The following is a 15,093-nucleotide window of genomic DNA, read 5'->3' as shown; positions in this document are numbered from 1 at the left end:
GGCGTAATAACGATCAATCTTCACGTCATATCCTGATGTAAATACTCATATTAATTTGCTGCGTCGAACAATCGACGCAATTATAGTGCCAGCAGCTTCTTGCGATCAGAAAAAGCCATTCGTTTGAAGCAAGCACTCTCCAGATTATTTGAGGGGCTGAATACATGACGAGATCGATGAAGCTGACGCTTAAGGTGCTGCTTGCCAGCGGAACGGCGCTAGCCGTGTTACCACTTTCGCTGATGCCTGCTGCGGCACAGGACGCCAACACTTCAATCCGTCTCGATACGGTGGTCGTACAGACTGGTGACGGTAAGCCTTCCGATGGAACTGCACCTGTTCAGGGCTTTGTTCCCCAAGCCACAACGACAGGCTCCAAAGATAGTGTTGCGATTGAAAAGATTCCGCAATCTGTTGCAGTTGTTGGTCGTGATCAAATGAATGCGACAGGCGCGCAGAAAATCGATGAAGCTCTGCGTTATACCGCTGGCGTCATGGGGCAGCCGTTTGGCGTCGATAATGATACAAACTGGATTTACATTCGCGGTTTTGAAGCAACCCAGTACGGCACTTATCTCGATGGTTTGCAGAACTTCAGCTATGGCTTCGGTGGCTTCCTGATCGATGACTTCGGACTTGAGCGTATTGAAGTTCTACGGGGTGCTTCTTCGGCGCTTTATGGCGGCTCCAACCCCGGCGGTATCGTCAACTATATCAGCAAACGTCCTGATGGCGAGCGCACTCGTTATGTTGAGGCTGGCATTAACAGCTACGGAAATGGCTACCTTGGCTTCGATATCGGCGATAAGGCAACAGATACCGTTAATTACCGTATTAACGGCAAGATTCAGGGCGGCGACAACTACACGGATTACTCCAAGGAATTCCGGGGCGTCATTTCGCCGAGTATTCAATACAAGCAGGATGAATCGACCAGCCTTACTATTTTGGCCAGCTATAGCCATCTTGATCTGACACATGACGGCGGTGGCTTCCTGCCCTATTATGGCACCGTTGTTCCAACTGAATTCGGTAAGATTTCGCGCAAGACCAATCTGACTGAGCCGGGTCTGGATGATTATAACCGCGAGCAGGTGCAAATCGGTTATGAGTTCGAACACCAGTTCGACAATGATTGGACTGTTCGCCAGAACGTTCGTTACGGCTATGCGCATGTAAAGGAACATAGCCTTTACGCATTCGGATATGATGGTTTCCTTGCGCAACCTGCGCCTGGAAATCCATATGTGTCACGCATCAATTTCAAGCACGACACGACAATCAATACGTTTCAGGCAGACAACCAGCTCGAAGGCACAGTTACAACTGGCGCTTTGACTCACAATCTTTTGTTTGGTGCTGAGTATCGTTATTTTGGTATCGACCAGATGCAGCAGTCGGGCGATGGTACGCTGATCAACCCATTTGATCCGGTATATGGCGCTACGCAGCCTGCGATGCGCGATCCATATATCGATCAGGATCTGAGCCGGAACCAGTTTGGTATCTATGCACAGGACCGTATGGAATTTGGTGACGGCTGGATCGTTACGCTGAATGGTCGTTATGATTATGTGACGACAAATGCGAAGGGCTTGCCGCACTACAAGGACCATAATGATCGCTTCTCAGGTCGCGCAGGTATCGGCTACGAGTTTGAAAATGGTCTCACGCCCTATGTGAGCGTCTCATCATTCTTCAACCCGGTGCTGGACGAGCTATATCGAATTGGGGATGCTCCGAACATCGTCATCACGCCAGCCAAACCTGAAACCGGTATTCAATACGAAGTCGGCGTAAAATATCGCCCCGAACTTTTCGACGGTCTCATCACGGCCTCATTCTTTGATCTCACCAAAGAAAATGTTGTGACCGGGCCATTCGGTAACAAGAGCCAGCTGGGACGCGTAAACTCCCGCGGCTTTGAGTTCGAGGTACAGGCAAATATCAATGAATCATGGAAGCTGACAGGTGCGTTGACGGCCTATGATCTGACAGTCAAAGACGACGACGATACATCGCTCATCGGCAAGCGCCCATATCTTCTGCCAGAACAGCAGGCATCCGTATTCGTGGAATATAAAGTTCCGGAAGGCGTACTTGAAGGCGTCAAGCTTGGAGGCGGTATTCGCTATGTCGGTTCTTCTTATGCCGATGCCCAGAACACGCTTAAGGTTCCTGCCGTGACTTTGGCTGACCTGAAGCTCGGCTATGAAAAGGACAATTGGGGCATTGATCTCAACGTTACAAATCTCTTCGACAAAGACTATGTAGCTGGCTGCCAGGGCGTTTATGTTTGTGGCTATGGCGAAGGCCGTAAGGCTTTGCTCAAAGTCCATACCAAGTGGTAAAGGTCGGATAAGCCCCAAAAAGGTTGAGTTTTATATATTTAGGCGCCCACGATTTATTCATCGTGGGCGCTATTTATTTAAGCTGTTATAAATAGATAGGCTTCTTTTCTAAGAAAATAATTCAGGATTGCTCCATTAGGAAATCACGTAATATGACCGCCTGATTGTGCTCGACGTCTTTCGCACCAAAAAGCAAAGTGAGGCGTGCACCAGAGGCTTTCGTGAGGGCCTCTTGAATTGCTGCTTGATTGGCTTTCAGCTCGTCGCGATATTTTTCCTGAAACTCAGGCCACTTGGCAATATCATGGTCGAACCACTTTCGAAGCCCTGTTGATGGGGCCAAGTCTTTGGCCCAAAGATCAATTGCAGCTTCTTCTTTTGTCATCCCGCGTGGCCAAACACGATCGACCAAAACCCGAAAACCATCATTCGGCTGCGGTTCGTCATAAATACGTTTGATCTTGATATCGGGCATGACTTGTTTCCAGACTGGTTGGTCAGGAAACAATAGGTCTATTCACGTCGAGAGCAAGCCCCTGAGGACTGTAACGGATCAAGGCCCAGGTTTATCCAGCCGCGGAAAGAATGCCATCGCTTGTAGAACCCGCCTGCACCGCATGAAGACGCTTGTAACGACCATTCTTAACCGACAACAGTTCCGAATGACTGCCCTGCTCTACGATCTGACCGCCTTCGACAACCATGATACGATCAGCATTGACGATAGTCGCCAGGCGGTGTGCGATCACAAGCGTTGTACGGCCTACTGAAAGCTCTGAAAGTGATTGCTGGATTGCACGTTCGGTTTCCGTATCCAGCGCTGAAGTTGCTTCGTCTAGGATCAGGATTGGTGGATTGCGCAGGAAAATACGCGCAATTGCCAAACGCTGTTTCTGTCCGCCAGAGAGCTTGACGCCGCGCTCGCCAATGACCGTATCGTAGCCATCAGGCATAGCTGCAATTACAGCGTCGAGACGTGCGCGACGAGCGGCATCGGCAACTTCTTCATCCGTCGCATCAAGGCGACCATAGGCGATATTCTCGCGGATTGTACCAGCAAACAGGAACACATCCTGGCTCACAATGCCTATATTGGAGCGCAGCGACTTCAGCGTCATGTCGCGAATGTCAATGCCATCGACGAGAATGGCCCCGCCGGTCACTTCATAAAATCGCGGCAGCAGTGAACATATCGTCGTCTTGCCTGCCCCAGAGGAGCCAACAAAAGCAATGGTTTCACCAGCATTGATGCTCATGTTCAGACCATCAAAAATCGGGCGTTCGGAATTATAGCCAAACTTCACATCGCGATATTCGATATCGCCTTTGAGGCGCGCAACCGATTTTGCTGTCGGACGATCAGCAATATCCGGGCGGGTATCGAGAAACTGGATGTATCGCTGAAAGCCCGCAATGCCTTTCGGATAGGTTTCAATGACCGAATTGATCTTGTCGATTGGGCGGAAGAAAACGTTGACCAGCAGAAGGAAACCAACAAAACCGCCAGCCGTTAGATCGCCTTGCACAACAAACCATGCACCGGCGAGCATGACCACAACCTGCACGAAGCGCATCGATAGATAAGACAGTGACATCGATGCAGCCATGATCTTATAGGCAGCAAGCTTGGTCTTCTGATAGTTTTCATTGCTTTCAGCAAACAGCTTGCGTTCATGGTCTTCGTTCGTGAAGGCTTGAACCACACGAATGCCACCGACATTTTCTTCAATACGGGCATTGAAGTCACCAACACGACGATAGAGCGCGTGCCATGTTGCGGTCATCCGCCCGCCATAACGGAGCGTCACATAAGCGCAAAGCGGAACGATCACAGCTGTTATAAGTGCAAGTGGGACGTGGACCCACATCATCAGGCAGAAGGCGCCGATGAGCGTCATTATAGCGATAAAGAGATCTTCCGGTCCGTGATGGGCGACCTCCCCGATTTCTTCGAGATCCTTGGTCAGTCTGGCAACCAAATGTCCGGTTTTTTGATTGTCGAAGAATCCGAATGAGAGTTTCTGCAGGTGGTCGAATGCCTTGCGACGCATCTCGGTTTCGATTTTGATGCCGAGCATGTGACCCCAATAGGTCACAATGACTTGCAGAATGGCATTGAAGACATAAATCGCAAGCAACCCAACGGCAGCCAGAGCAATAATGCCGAGCTGGCCAGTAGGCAGAAGCCTATCGATGAACAGAGTCACGGCAATCGGAAAGGCCAGTTCCAAAAGACCGGCTGCCACGGCGCTCGAAAAGTCCAGCACGAACAACCCGCGATGCGGGCGGTAATATGTGCCGAAGCGCTTCAACAAATCCGCCATGGCATGGCTCCTTCCATTCACAATTAGTAGGGTGCCTAGCGCATTCCTATCGTGAGTGGAAGGCTATTATGACTTCTTGGGTCAGCATTCTTTGGGAAATGGCCTTTTCGGCCTACCCAGCCATAAAACCAACCGCATCCTTGTGCCAGTAACCAGCGACGAGCGTTTCCTCGCGGCTTTTACCCAACGTCTGACGCCAATGCTGGCGAACAATCTTAGCCTGATCAGCCTCACCCGCAAACCAGCCGAAACTGTCTGGTCCTTCGGGCCACTCAGCTTCGCACAAAATTTGCGTCAGCGTTTCGCCCGCACGCTTTTGATCCGCATCGATAACCCAATCGACGGAAATGCCCTTTGGATGCTGCAGAGGCTGAACGTCTTTTTCGCTATCGACGGCAATGATGACGCGACCTGTTACGTCTGAGGAAAACTCTTCAAGCATACGACCAATAGCAGGCAAGCCAGTTGCGTCTGCACCCATGAGATAGCGGCTTGCACGGCGCAATGGACGTCCGACTGGCCCCATCAGACCAACCGTATCGCCAATCTTCGCACATTTCGCCCATTTGCAGGCCAGGCCTTCTATTTCATGGAGATAGAAGTCGATTTCAAGCCACCCTGCGTCAATATCAAGAGCCCGGATTGTATAAGCGCGCGAAGCGGGTCTGCGTTGTTCATCAGGCCAGAATGGCAAGCCATTTGGCCCCATGATGGGCCAGATCGGCTGTGGCACTTCTTCTGTGGGAAGCAGCAGACGAATATGCATCGCCCCAAAGAGGGAAAAGCGTTTCAAGTCCTCACCAGCTAGCCGCACGCGCAGCATATGCGGCGTCAACAGACTTGTAGAAATTACCCGCATCAACCGGAACTGCGGCAAAACCTGTTCACCAGCACGGTCGCCTTGCCAAACGATCTCCGGCGCTTCTTCCTTGGTGTAGAGTTTTATGGCAACGGCTGCGAGATCTTTAAGGCGATGCAGACCGATGTCTTCGTCTGCAAGCAAGGAAACGCGATAGCCGCTATCAGCGGCATCAATCTCGATCCGACCGAATTCATAAGTGAACTCGTGGCGGCTTTCGTGACTGTTATATTGCGCCTGATAAGAGTTGAGCCGATCAATGATGTTCGGCAGATAGGCTTCGCCTTTCAGAAGGCGAATATGGGAATGGCTTGTCAGCTTGGAGGTCAGTTCTGATGACATCTTGGACACGGCTTTTCTCAATCTATGTTTTCAGGAATCTCACTATCATAAACTTGAGTATTCAAGAAAACTTTTATCGTTCAGGTGAGTGATTTGCAGACGAAGCAATTTTTAGCCTCGCCTGCCCCATGATCAGCCGCCAATGCGACCTGTGATAGCGATCTTGAAGGTTCGACCCTTGGCCTGCTCAATATCCGTACTCGTGGCCCAACCAGTCTGGGCGTCGGTATAGGCTTTGTTGAAGAGGTTATCGACGCCGAAGTCGAGCTTCACATTGTCGGTGACTTGCCAGTTGGCAAAGGCATTAACGAGATCGACACGCGGGTAAACCTTGACGCCACCTGTTGTCAGTGCGCGATTGACCTTGCCGACGCTCTGATATTCGACACCATAAACGAGCTTCTCTTCAAATGCCTTGAGGCCAAGCGTTGCACTGAAATTGTTGAGCGGCGTGTTGCTCAGGCTTTCTCCTTTGTAAACGCCGTCTTTCATTTCGGCATCCGTGTAAGAAGCAGCCAGGTTCACATAGCCCCACCAATTGTCATAAGTGCCTTCCAGCTCAATACCCTGCAAGCGTGCAGCGCCGACGTTTTCAGATGTTGTTACGTTCCCGGTTTTCACAGTGTTGATGTAGTTCTTGACGTCTGTATGGAACAGATTGAGCTTGGCACGAACCTGATCGCCTGCATCCAGAATACCGTCTTGGCGCAAGTTCACCCCAAATTCATAAGAGGTTGCGACTTCGGGCTTGAGAAGCAGATTTGGTTCATATCCCGAGCCATGTGCGCCGTTCTGCCTGAACATATCCTGCATATGAGGAACGCGATAACCTTGGGAATAGAGACCGTAAAACTGAACGCCGTCCCATGGTGTTACACCGACGCTGAAGCGTGGTGAAACGCGATTGCCGTCGACGTTGACATCTTCCGAGGGCAGAACATTCGTCGCCTTGGTCGTGCCATCGAGGCGGTATCCGTCATAACGCAGAGCGCCAATCAGTTCGAGCCACTTTTGATAATCGCCCTGCCACTGAATAACGCCGCCATAGGCCTGCTGTTCACCATTGCCGAAGTTGTCGGTGTCGGATTCACCACGCATCTTATAGTAATCCACGCCATAGGTGAGCGTATGGCTCATAGCGCCGGTTTCAAAACGTGAGCTGTTGTAAGCGCGGAAGCCTGCCGTCGAGACATCATAATAACGCGTCTTGCCGATATTGGCTTTCGGCCAGACCTGATATTGATCGTTATCCGTATCACTGTAATAGGCGTTGACCGACAGATCCCATAATGGGTTGTTGTCCGGCTTATAAGTGTAATTACCCGTGTAAGTGCTGACGATGGTTTCGGCATTATAACGCGATAGCGTGCTCGAAGTGGAACCACTGCTGCCGGTCATGATGTCATTATATTTTTGACGCTGGAAACCGAGCTTTATTTCATGCCCATCTGCAGGACGGATCGTGATCTTGCCAAGACCGCTGACAACGCGCTCGCCAGTCCAGCGCACGACATCGCCGTCACCATTCTTATAGGCGTCACTGTCGCGATAGTTGATATTACCGATGACATCGAAACTCGGGTTGAAGCGATAGGCGCCGACGGTGCTGGTCATCCAGCCATTGCCGTTGCTTTCATAGCGTAGTTTTTCGCTCAGCGCCCATGTTTCATCATCGCGCAGGAAATCGCCTGCATCCTTGGTTTCGAAAGCAACGAGACCGCCAATGCCACCAGAACCATAGGCATTGGATACCGGTCCTCGAATGACCGTTACCTGCTTTAGCATTTCAGGGTCGATATAGAATGAACCCGAGCCATGCCCAACGCGCCAATAGTCCTGACGAGCACCGTCTATCGTTACCGCAACCCGGCCATATTCCTGAAGGCCGCGAATATTAATGGATGTTGCAGGATCATCGCCATTCAGAGATGCGTGTACGCCCGGTGTCGAACGGAAAAGGTCGGCCGGTGTTGTTGCCTGAATACGATCGAGCTGCTGTTGTGTAATGACACTGGTCGAAGCCATTGCATCAATCGCAGCCTGGTTCTGGATTGTCGGCGAAATAGTGATGGTGTCTAGCTGAAGAGCTTGCTCCTTCTTTTGAGCTGGCTGGGCCTCGTCCGTCGCCTTCTGATTCTGAACTGTCGCGTTTTGTCCCAGATTTTGTCCAAAAGCAGGCATCGCTGCCAACAAACTCAAACCAATTGCCCCGCTTAAAATCGTTGTTTCCAACAGATAACCGCCGCGCTTCGACTTCATTTTCATTGCAACCCCCGTATTGGCTTTCACCGTCATGCCATTAAGATGATAAAAAGACTCATATTAATTGGGAGGCTATATTAATCCTGATTTAATGAGTCAACTTTAATTATATGTTGGCGGCCATGGCTATGCGTACGGTTGTGAAATGTGAAGCATTGCAGCGCTTTAATCGATTAAAGAATTTAACACCTTCACGACCAATTAAAGTTAAGACGTGAGTCTTGGGTGTGTAATTTTTTACAGGGTTATTAAAAAATTTCTTATTACATGATGATTGATGAAGAGGCTGCTGTTACAGCTTGATGGCTTTTTAGTAATGCTGGTTTTACATGCAATAATTTCAGTAATTTCTGAAAATTGAGATTAGATATTAAGGGGTTGCTTTTTGATTATGTGCCGTTATTGTCGGCTCCACTTGGAGGAGGATAGAGCCGCCCCAGCGCGTATATCGCTGCGGGGCGGTTTCTTTTTTTAGCTATTCGTAAATGCATAACAGCATTGCAGCATCGCCTCTTGTAAGTGGCAAGCCCCGCACCTATTTTGGGCTTGTTCAGTTTCACTCCTCCTCCCAGAAACTGAACCCGAAGCGCGGCACTCCTCCTCCCAGTCGCGCTTTTCAGATCAGCCCGCTGCACACTCCTCCTCCCAGTGCAGCGGGCGTTCTTGCTTTTAAGCCCAGCACTGTGTGAGTTTTTAATCAGAGCCTGTTTGAGGAGGGATTTCTGTGTTCTGCTCTTGAGCCAGAAGCGACCAGGCAGCAATGAACATTGCTGCAATCATCGGTCCGACGACAAATCCATTGATCCCTACCAGGGAAATGCCGCCGATCGTCGAGATAAGCACGACAAAATCGGGCATACGCGTGCCTTTGCCAACCAATGGCGGACGCAAGAGATTATCGATCAGGCCAATTATCAAAACACCAACCAGTATCAAGATGATTGTCTGGACCCACATACCGTTGACGGCAAACCATATGGCTGCAGGTCCCCACACAAGGGAAGCCCCGACAACTGGGAGCAGCGAGAAGATCGTCATCATCACACCCCACAGCAATGCGGCCTCGATACCAAGAAGCCAAAACGTGACACCGCCAATCGTTCCCTGAACGAGTGCGATAATAATGTTACCTTTGACGGTGGCACGAATGACGGCGGCAAACTTCTCTACAAACTGGTTCTTGTAATCTTCGCTGAGAGGGATTGCCTGACGGATCTTCTCACCCAATTCCGCTCCATCGCGGAACAAGAAGAACAGCAGGTAGATCATAATGCCAAAGCTGATGAAAAACTGCAGCGTGTTTTGACCGAAACTTACAAGGCGGCTCGCAAAAATCTGACTGCCTTGAAGAATACCGCCGGTAATACGCGTGCGCCATTCTGCGAAAGTGCCAAGCTCAAAGCGAACCATCCATTCTTCCAGTGTATCGGGAAGCGCCGCCAATATGCGTGTAATATAGCTGTTTAGGTCAAATTCACGCGTACTCAGCCGCTGATAGACGGAGTTTCCCTCCTGAACGAGCGATCCAAAAATCAGCAATGTCGGGATGATGACAAGGCAAATGCACATAAGTACCGACAGAAAAGCTGCGATGTTCCTGCGACCACGCAACAGTCGAACAAGGCGTTGCTGCACCGGAAAAAAGATAAGTGCGAGGATTACCCCCCAAAGAACAGCTGAATAATATGGAATGAGCAGCCATGCGAAGGCTATAGTGACCAGAGCTAGAAGAATGTAGAAACTTGCGCGCTGGACGGACATGGCATCTCTTTTGACTGAATACGGGTGGCAAACGTGACCGCTATTCGGTTTTCATTCAATAGCTATTACGACGTTCAGTGAGCAAAACTGATTGAACTTTGGTTAAGTCGACGACTCATCGATGCCTTTTAGATATCAAGTGCGTCGGCATTTTTATAGCATCACACGCCTGTTAGGTTTTACTGTTCTGCACGCAGAAGTCAGCGTAAGTCTTTAAAAACAAACTATTTGATCTATTACTAATATCCATTGTAGCCACCCTGCCCCTGTATTGTTTATGATGAGAATTAATATTGTTGACAATTTTTCAGATGTGGCGTTCAATTCCTCATGCTCTTCTCCATCAAACGAGAGAGGAGTGCTTTAAACAAGGGGAATAAAGATGTTTAACAGACGCGCAGTTATCAAAACTGCGGCGCTGGGCGCTGTTTCAATTTTTGCGCTCATGTCCGCCAATGCCTCCCAAGCAGCAGACAAAGAACTCAAAATAGGTTTTGTCGGTGTAACCAGTGGCCCTGCTGCATCTTGGGGCACTTCCAACGTCCGCTCAATGCAGGTACGTGCCGACTGGCTCAACGAACTGGGTGGCGTGAAGATCGGCGACGACACCTACAAGATCAAGATCGTAACATTTGACGATCAGAAAGACCCCAAGCGCGCAATTGCGGGCATGGAAAAGATGGCCCAGGAAGGCGTCCACTATGTGGTCGGCCCGAATGTGGATGATGGTGCGGCGGCTGTTCGTCCTGTGGCTGAATCCAAAGGGATCATCTACTTTCCTTATTCCTTCCCGAAAGAACTTTACACACCACCGGCATCCAATGCCGTTCTTGGCATGATTGCCAATTATCAGTCCGGGCCGGCAATTTATAAATATCTCAAAGAAAACAAAGGCGTGAAGCGGGTTGCGTTCGTGGCGGCCAATGAGTCCGATCCACTGAGCCAGCGCGATAGCGGTATTGAAGCTGCAAAGGCACTTGGCCTTGAAGTGATTTCAACAAGCGATGCTTATCAGAACGATACTCGCGATTTCACGCCGGTCCTGACGCCGATTGTCATGCAGAAGCCCGATCTGCTCGTTCTTTCTGGTGTCGCACCGGGTAACGCTCCGCTTTTGATCCGTGCTGCACGCGAACTGGGTTATGAAGGTTTCATTTCCACCGAAACCGCACAGGACGCCAAGGTTCTTGAAGAAGGTGCAGGCGAGCTGGCAAACGGCTTTATTTCCGTCGGCGGTGCATCCACGCCTGAGATTGCTTCTGACACGATGAAAGAATTCGTTGATCGTTATACAAAGGCCTATGGCGAGTATAACGATGAGTCCAATACCAAGGTTTATGCGCTCGATTACATCGTCGAAACGATGAAGGTTAATCCAGCAGCAATCGATAATGTCGAAGAATTCAAGAAGACCATGGATACGTTCTCAGCACCAAATCCTTTTGTGAAGGGTGACGATGCAAAGCTGACCTATGTCGGAATGACTTCATTTGGACAGAAGCGCCAGATTGGTATTCCTATGGTGGTCACGGAGTATAAGGACGGCAAGTTCGAAACGCTGTTTGTGGCTCAGGTCGACTAATCGATCGCAATGACTGAATAGCCTGACGTGGCGGATTTGAACGCGCGTCAGGCCTCCCAACCTTAAAGAACTGTCGAGGAGACTTTGGCATCGCCCTGTCTCCACAGGGGGAGTCTGCCTTCATGGAACAAATTATAGCCAATGGGCTGTATCTCGGTGCGCAATATGCACTGATCGCGCTGGGTTTAACGCTGATCTTTGCACTGATGAACGTCCTTAACTTCGCGCACGGCCAAATGTATGTGCTCGGCGGTTTTGTCACTTACACGGTTTATGGCCAGCTAGGATTGCCGTTTGTTGTGGCTTTGCTAGCTTCTGCGGTGACACTGATGATCGTTGGGGCGCTAATCGAAAAGCTTTTGTTCAGGCCTGTTATCAAGCGAAGTCTGCGCGATGAAAGTACGATGCTGCTTGCGGCGGCGGTGGCATTCTTTCTCGATGCAATCATTCTGCTTCTGTTTGGTGAAAAACAGCGTGGCGTGCCGAAGATCGTAAACGGTGTTTACGTATCCGACTGGCTGATCATGCCTTATGACCGCATGTTGATCGGTGCACTTGCCGTGATCTTCATCGCTTCCTTTGTTCTTTTCATGCAATTCACGAAACCCGGTCGCGCCATGCGCGCGCTCGCTCAGGATCGCGTTGCGGCGCAATTGATGGGCGTGAATGTCGACCGTTATTCCATGATCGGCTTCGCATTGGGGGCAATGCTGGCAGGCTTGGTCGGTGGCTTGTTGGTTGCCATTACCGGTGTCAACTCTGGCATTGGTGGAGCAATTTCCATCAAAGCGTTCATGATGGTGATGATTGGTGGTGCAGGCGTGGTCAGCGGAGCAATTGCCGGTGGTTTTATCCTTGGTATGCTTGAATCCGTCGGTCTTACAATCCTGCGTCCATATGGCGATATCACCTATCTCGTCATCTTTGCCGGGTTGATGGTCTTCCTCAGCCTTCGCCCGAATGGGCTTATGGGCAAACCTTGGGGCTGATGGGGGCGAACATGACAAAGACAACAAAGATCCTTGGCGTCATTGCCTTCCTCGCACTGGTGCTGATCGGTATTCCACTCCTGATCGAAGTCACAGGCCGCAATGACCTTTATTATACTCTCACCTCTGTTGCCCTGCTATCTATCGTCAGCGGTGGTGTCTGGCTCACATTCTACATTGGCCGGATCAACATCGGTCAAGGCGCGTATGCATTGATGGGTGGCTATGTGTCGGCCATTTTGATGGTTAAATATGGTGTTTCATTCTGGTTGACACTACCCTTGGCTGGTCTGTTCTGCGCGTTCGCAAGTATTCTTATCGGCATTCCTATCCTGCGGCTTCGCGGCGTCTATTTTGCGATGGTTACGCTGGTGTTGACCGAAGTTGCACGACTGCTGGCAATGGCTCTACCCATTACCAACGGCGCAAAGGGTATGGTCAGTATTCCGATGCCAGGCGGTATATCGATCTTTGGGTTCACCATTCTGCCTGACTTCGCAACCCTGCAAAATCCGCGCGCGGCTTTCTACTTTGTCTCGGTTGTGTTGATGGTTCTGTGTTTTGCTGGCCTCTATCGGCTGATCCATTCGCGGATTGGTGGCCTTTGCCAATCATTGCAACAGAATGAAGAACTCGCCTCCTCTATCGGCGTCAACATCACCTATCTCAGAGTATTGGCTTATGCCATTTCATCCTTCCTTGGTGGGATCGGCGGTGCGATGTTCGTTGCAATCTCGCAGTCGATTTACCCTTCGAGCTTCACGGTTACCGACTCTGTAAACTTCATGCTCAACTGCTTCCTTGGTGGCCTTGGTTATGTTTTCGGACCAATCATTGGCACTTTCGTTCTCTATTTCGGTTGGGACTTCCTGTTCCAAACCGGCAAATTCCAGCTCCTCATCTTCTCGAGCTTGTTGATTATTCTGATGCTGTTCCTGCCTAACGGACTGCTCAGCCTTCGACTGTCCGGCAAGAAAGGAACGAAATCATGAGTGCGCTTCTCGAAGTCAAAAGCCTGACCAAACGTTTCGGCGGGCTGGTCGCGGTCAATGATGTTTCATTTTCAGTCAAGGAAAAGGAAATTCTCTCGGTAATCGGGCCGAATGGTGCGGGCAAATCGACACTTTTCAAGTTGATTGCATCCTTCATTACGCCCACGACCGGTGAAGTTCTGTTTGGCGGTCAACGTATATCTGGCCTCGCTCCGCATATAGTCGCCCGAAAAGGTGTGGTGCGGACGTTTCAGGAAACTACGATCTTCAAGGGCATGACGGTGCGTGAGAACGTTATTGTCGCGCATCATCTGCGCGCGAAGGCCAGCTTTCTGGGTTGCTATATCGGGACTGGCCTGGCGCGTCAGGATCAGGAAGAGTTTGGCCGTTCGGCTGATGAAATCCTCGACTTTCTGGGGCTTGGGCATCAACGCAATGAAGTCGCGCAAAACCTTCCACATGGTCACTTGCGAGCGCTCGGCATCGCCATCGGGCTTGCAACTGAACCCAAAATTCTTCTGCTTGATGAGCCTTTTGCGGGCATGAACCATGACGAAACAGTCAAGGCGGTGGAAATGGTCCGAGCCGTTCGGGATCGTGGCGTCACTGTTCTTCTCGTTGAACACGACATGCCGGCCGTCATGAATATTTCTGATCGAATTGTCGTGATTAACTTCGGTCAGAAGATCGCAGAAGGCACGCCTAAGGAAATTCAGGAAAACGAGAAAGTCATCGAAGCCTATCTCGGCGCAGAAGATGAAACGATTGGATACTGATCATGACAGAGCTTCTGAAAGTCACTGATGCCGAACTCTATTATGATCATGTTTATGCCCTTAAAGGCGTGTCGCTAACAGTCAACGAGGGAGAGACAGTTGCGTTGATTGGTGCAAACGGGGCGGGAAAATCCTCGATTTTGAGGGCGATTACCGGGTTGAACAAGCTTCGTAAGGGCGAAATCCATTTCGAAGGCCGTCGACTTGACGGCACACGCTCGGACGCCATTGTCGAAATGGGCATTGCCATGGTGCCAGAAGGACGACGCGTATTTCCGTATATGAGCGTGCGCGATAATCTTCTGATGGGTGCTTTTACCCGCTCAAGCAAAGCTGAGATTGCCAATACGCTCGAAATGGTTATGGGGCGCTTTCCTCGTCTGAAAGAGCGTTACTCTCAAGCAGCGGGTACCATGAGTGGTGGTGAGCAGCAGATGCTTGTCATTGGGCGTGCGCTGATGGCTAAGCCGAAACTGTTACTTCTTGATGAGCCGTCGCTGGGCGTCGCACCCAAGCTTGTGCAGGACATTGCCCGCTCCATCGTTGCAATTAATCGCGACGAAAAGGTGAGCGTTCTGCTTGTCGAACAAAATTCTCGTATGGCACTTCGTATCTCTCAACGAGCCTATGCTCTCACGACTGGCAAGATTGTACTCTCTGGAAATGCAGAAGAGCTCATTTCGGACGATCGCGTCAAAAAACTCTATCTGGGCGGCGAAATTTAGTCGTTGACCAGATCAGCAGCTGTGTCATGGGGGCAAGGCACAGCTGCTAGAATTCAGCTTCAAGCCGGTTCAATGCTTGGGGTAATTGCGAAACCTGATAGCTGGGTTTCCTTTTTAAAATAATAACTTG

11 protein-coding genes are annotated in these 15,093 nt (G+C 50.3%); 6 read left to right on the top strand and 5 right to left on the bottom strand.

Features of this window, described 5'->3' with window-relative positions; all coding sequences use genetic code 11:
• Window positions 1-164: 164 nt before the first annotated feature.
• Window positions 165-2,351, top strand: a complete 2,187-nt coding sequence (locus ABWV94_RS16380) for a TonB-dependent siderophore receptor (protein ID WP_353414421.1) — start codon at window positions 165-167, stop codon at window positions 2,349-2,351.
• A gap of 121 nt (window positions 2,352-2,472) precedes the next feature.
• Here ABWV94_RS16380 and ABWV94_RS16375 read toward each other — a convergent pair whose 3' ends face one another.
• The 5 genes from ABWV94_RS16375 to ABWV94_RS16355 form a co-directional block, all read right to left on the bottom strand.
• Window positions 2,473-2,826, bottom strand: coding sequence for a DUF488 domain-containing protein (locus ABWV94_RS16375; protein WP_353414419.1), 354 nt, complete (start codon window positions 2,824-2,826; stop codon window positions 2,473-2,475).
• 91 nt (window positions 2,827-2,917) lie between these two features.
• A complete protein-coding gene (locus tag ABWV94_RS16370) occupies window positions 2,918-4,675 on the bottom strand; it encodes an ABC transporter ATP-binding protein (protein WP_007879265.1) in 1,758 nt (585 codons plus the stop codon).
• Window positions 4,676-4,787: 112 nt separating this feature from the next.
• Window positions 4,788-5,876, bottom strand: a complete 1,089-nt coding sequence (locus ABWV94_RS16365; RefSeq protein WP_353414521.1) for a siderophore-interacting protein — start codon at window positions 5,874-5,876, stop codon at window positions 4,788-4,790.
• Between the two features lie 132 nt (window positions 5,877-6,008).
• The gene (locus tag ABWV94_RS16360) at window positions 6,009-8,141 is read right to left on the bottom strand and encodes a TonB-dependent hemoglobin/transferrin/lactoferrin family receptor (RefSeq protein WP_353414417.1); all 2,133 of its coding nucleotides are present in this window, start codon (window positions 8,139-8,141) and stop codon (window positions 6,009-6,011) included.
• Window positions 8,142-8,831: 690 nt separating this feature from the next.
• The gene (locus ABWV94_RS16355; RefSeq protein ID WP_007879280.1) at window positions 8,832-9,899 is read right to left on the bottom strand and encodes an AI-2E family transporter; all 1,068 of its coding nucleotides are present in this window, start codon (window positions 9,897-9,899) and stop codon (window positions 8,832-8,834) included.
• A gap of 382 nt (window positions 9,900-10,281) precedes the next feature.
• Between ABWV94_RS16355 and ABWV94_RS16350 the strand changes: the two genes are divergently transcribed.
• The 5 genes from ABWV94_RS16350 (at window position 10,282) to ABWV94_RS16330 (ending at window position 14,963) form a co-directional block, all read left to right on the top strand.
• Complete coding sequence (locus ABWV94_RS16350; protein WP_079213807.1) at window positions 10,282-11,481, top strand: ABC transporter substrate-binding protein; 1,200 nt, start codon at window positions 10,282-10,284, stop codon at window positions 11,479-11,481.
• Between the two features lie 122 nt (window positions 11,482-11,603).
• A complete protein-coding gene (locus tag ABWV94_RS16345) occupies window positions 11,604-12,470 on the top strand; it encodes a branched-chain amino acid ABC transporter permease (RefSeq protein ID WP_079213806.1) in 867 nt (288 codons plus the stop codon).
• A gap of 11 nt (window positions 12,471-12,481) precedes the next feature.
• Window positions 12,482-13,462 (top strand): branched-chain amino acid ABC transporter permease, encoded by a 981-nt coding sequence (locus tag ABWV94_RS16340; protein WP_353414414.1) that lies wholly within the window; start codon window positions 12,482-12,484, stop codon window positions 13,460-13,462.
• Window positions 13,459-14,238: an ABC transporter ATP-binding protein gene (locus ABWV94_RS16335; protein WP_007879288.1), complete on the top strand. Its 780-nt coding sequence runs from the start codon at window positions 13,459-13,461 to the stop codon at window positions 14,236-14,238. Before ABWV94_RS16340 ends, ABWV94_RS16335 begins: the two co-directional genes overlap by 4 nt.
• A 2-nt stretch (window positions 14,239-14,240) precedes the next feature.
• Complete coding sequence (locus ABWV94_RS16330) at window positions 14,241-14,963, top strand: ABC transporter ATP-binding protein (protein WP_353414412.1); 723 nt, start codon at window positions 14,241-14,243, stop codon at window positions 14,961-14,963.
• The last annotated feature ends 130 nt before the right edge of the window (window positions 14,964-15,093 follow it).

It is taken from the genome of Brucella sp. NBRC 12953 (genome assembly GCF_040369775.1).
Taxonomy (GTDB): Bacteria; Pseudomonadota; Alphaproteobacteria; order Rhizobiales; family Rhizobiaceae; genus Brucella; species Brucella pseudogrignonensis.
Note: the sequence above shows the minus strand (reverse complement) of the source record. Positions and strands in the feature narration are given on the sequence as shown.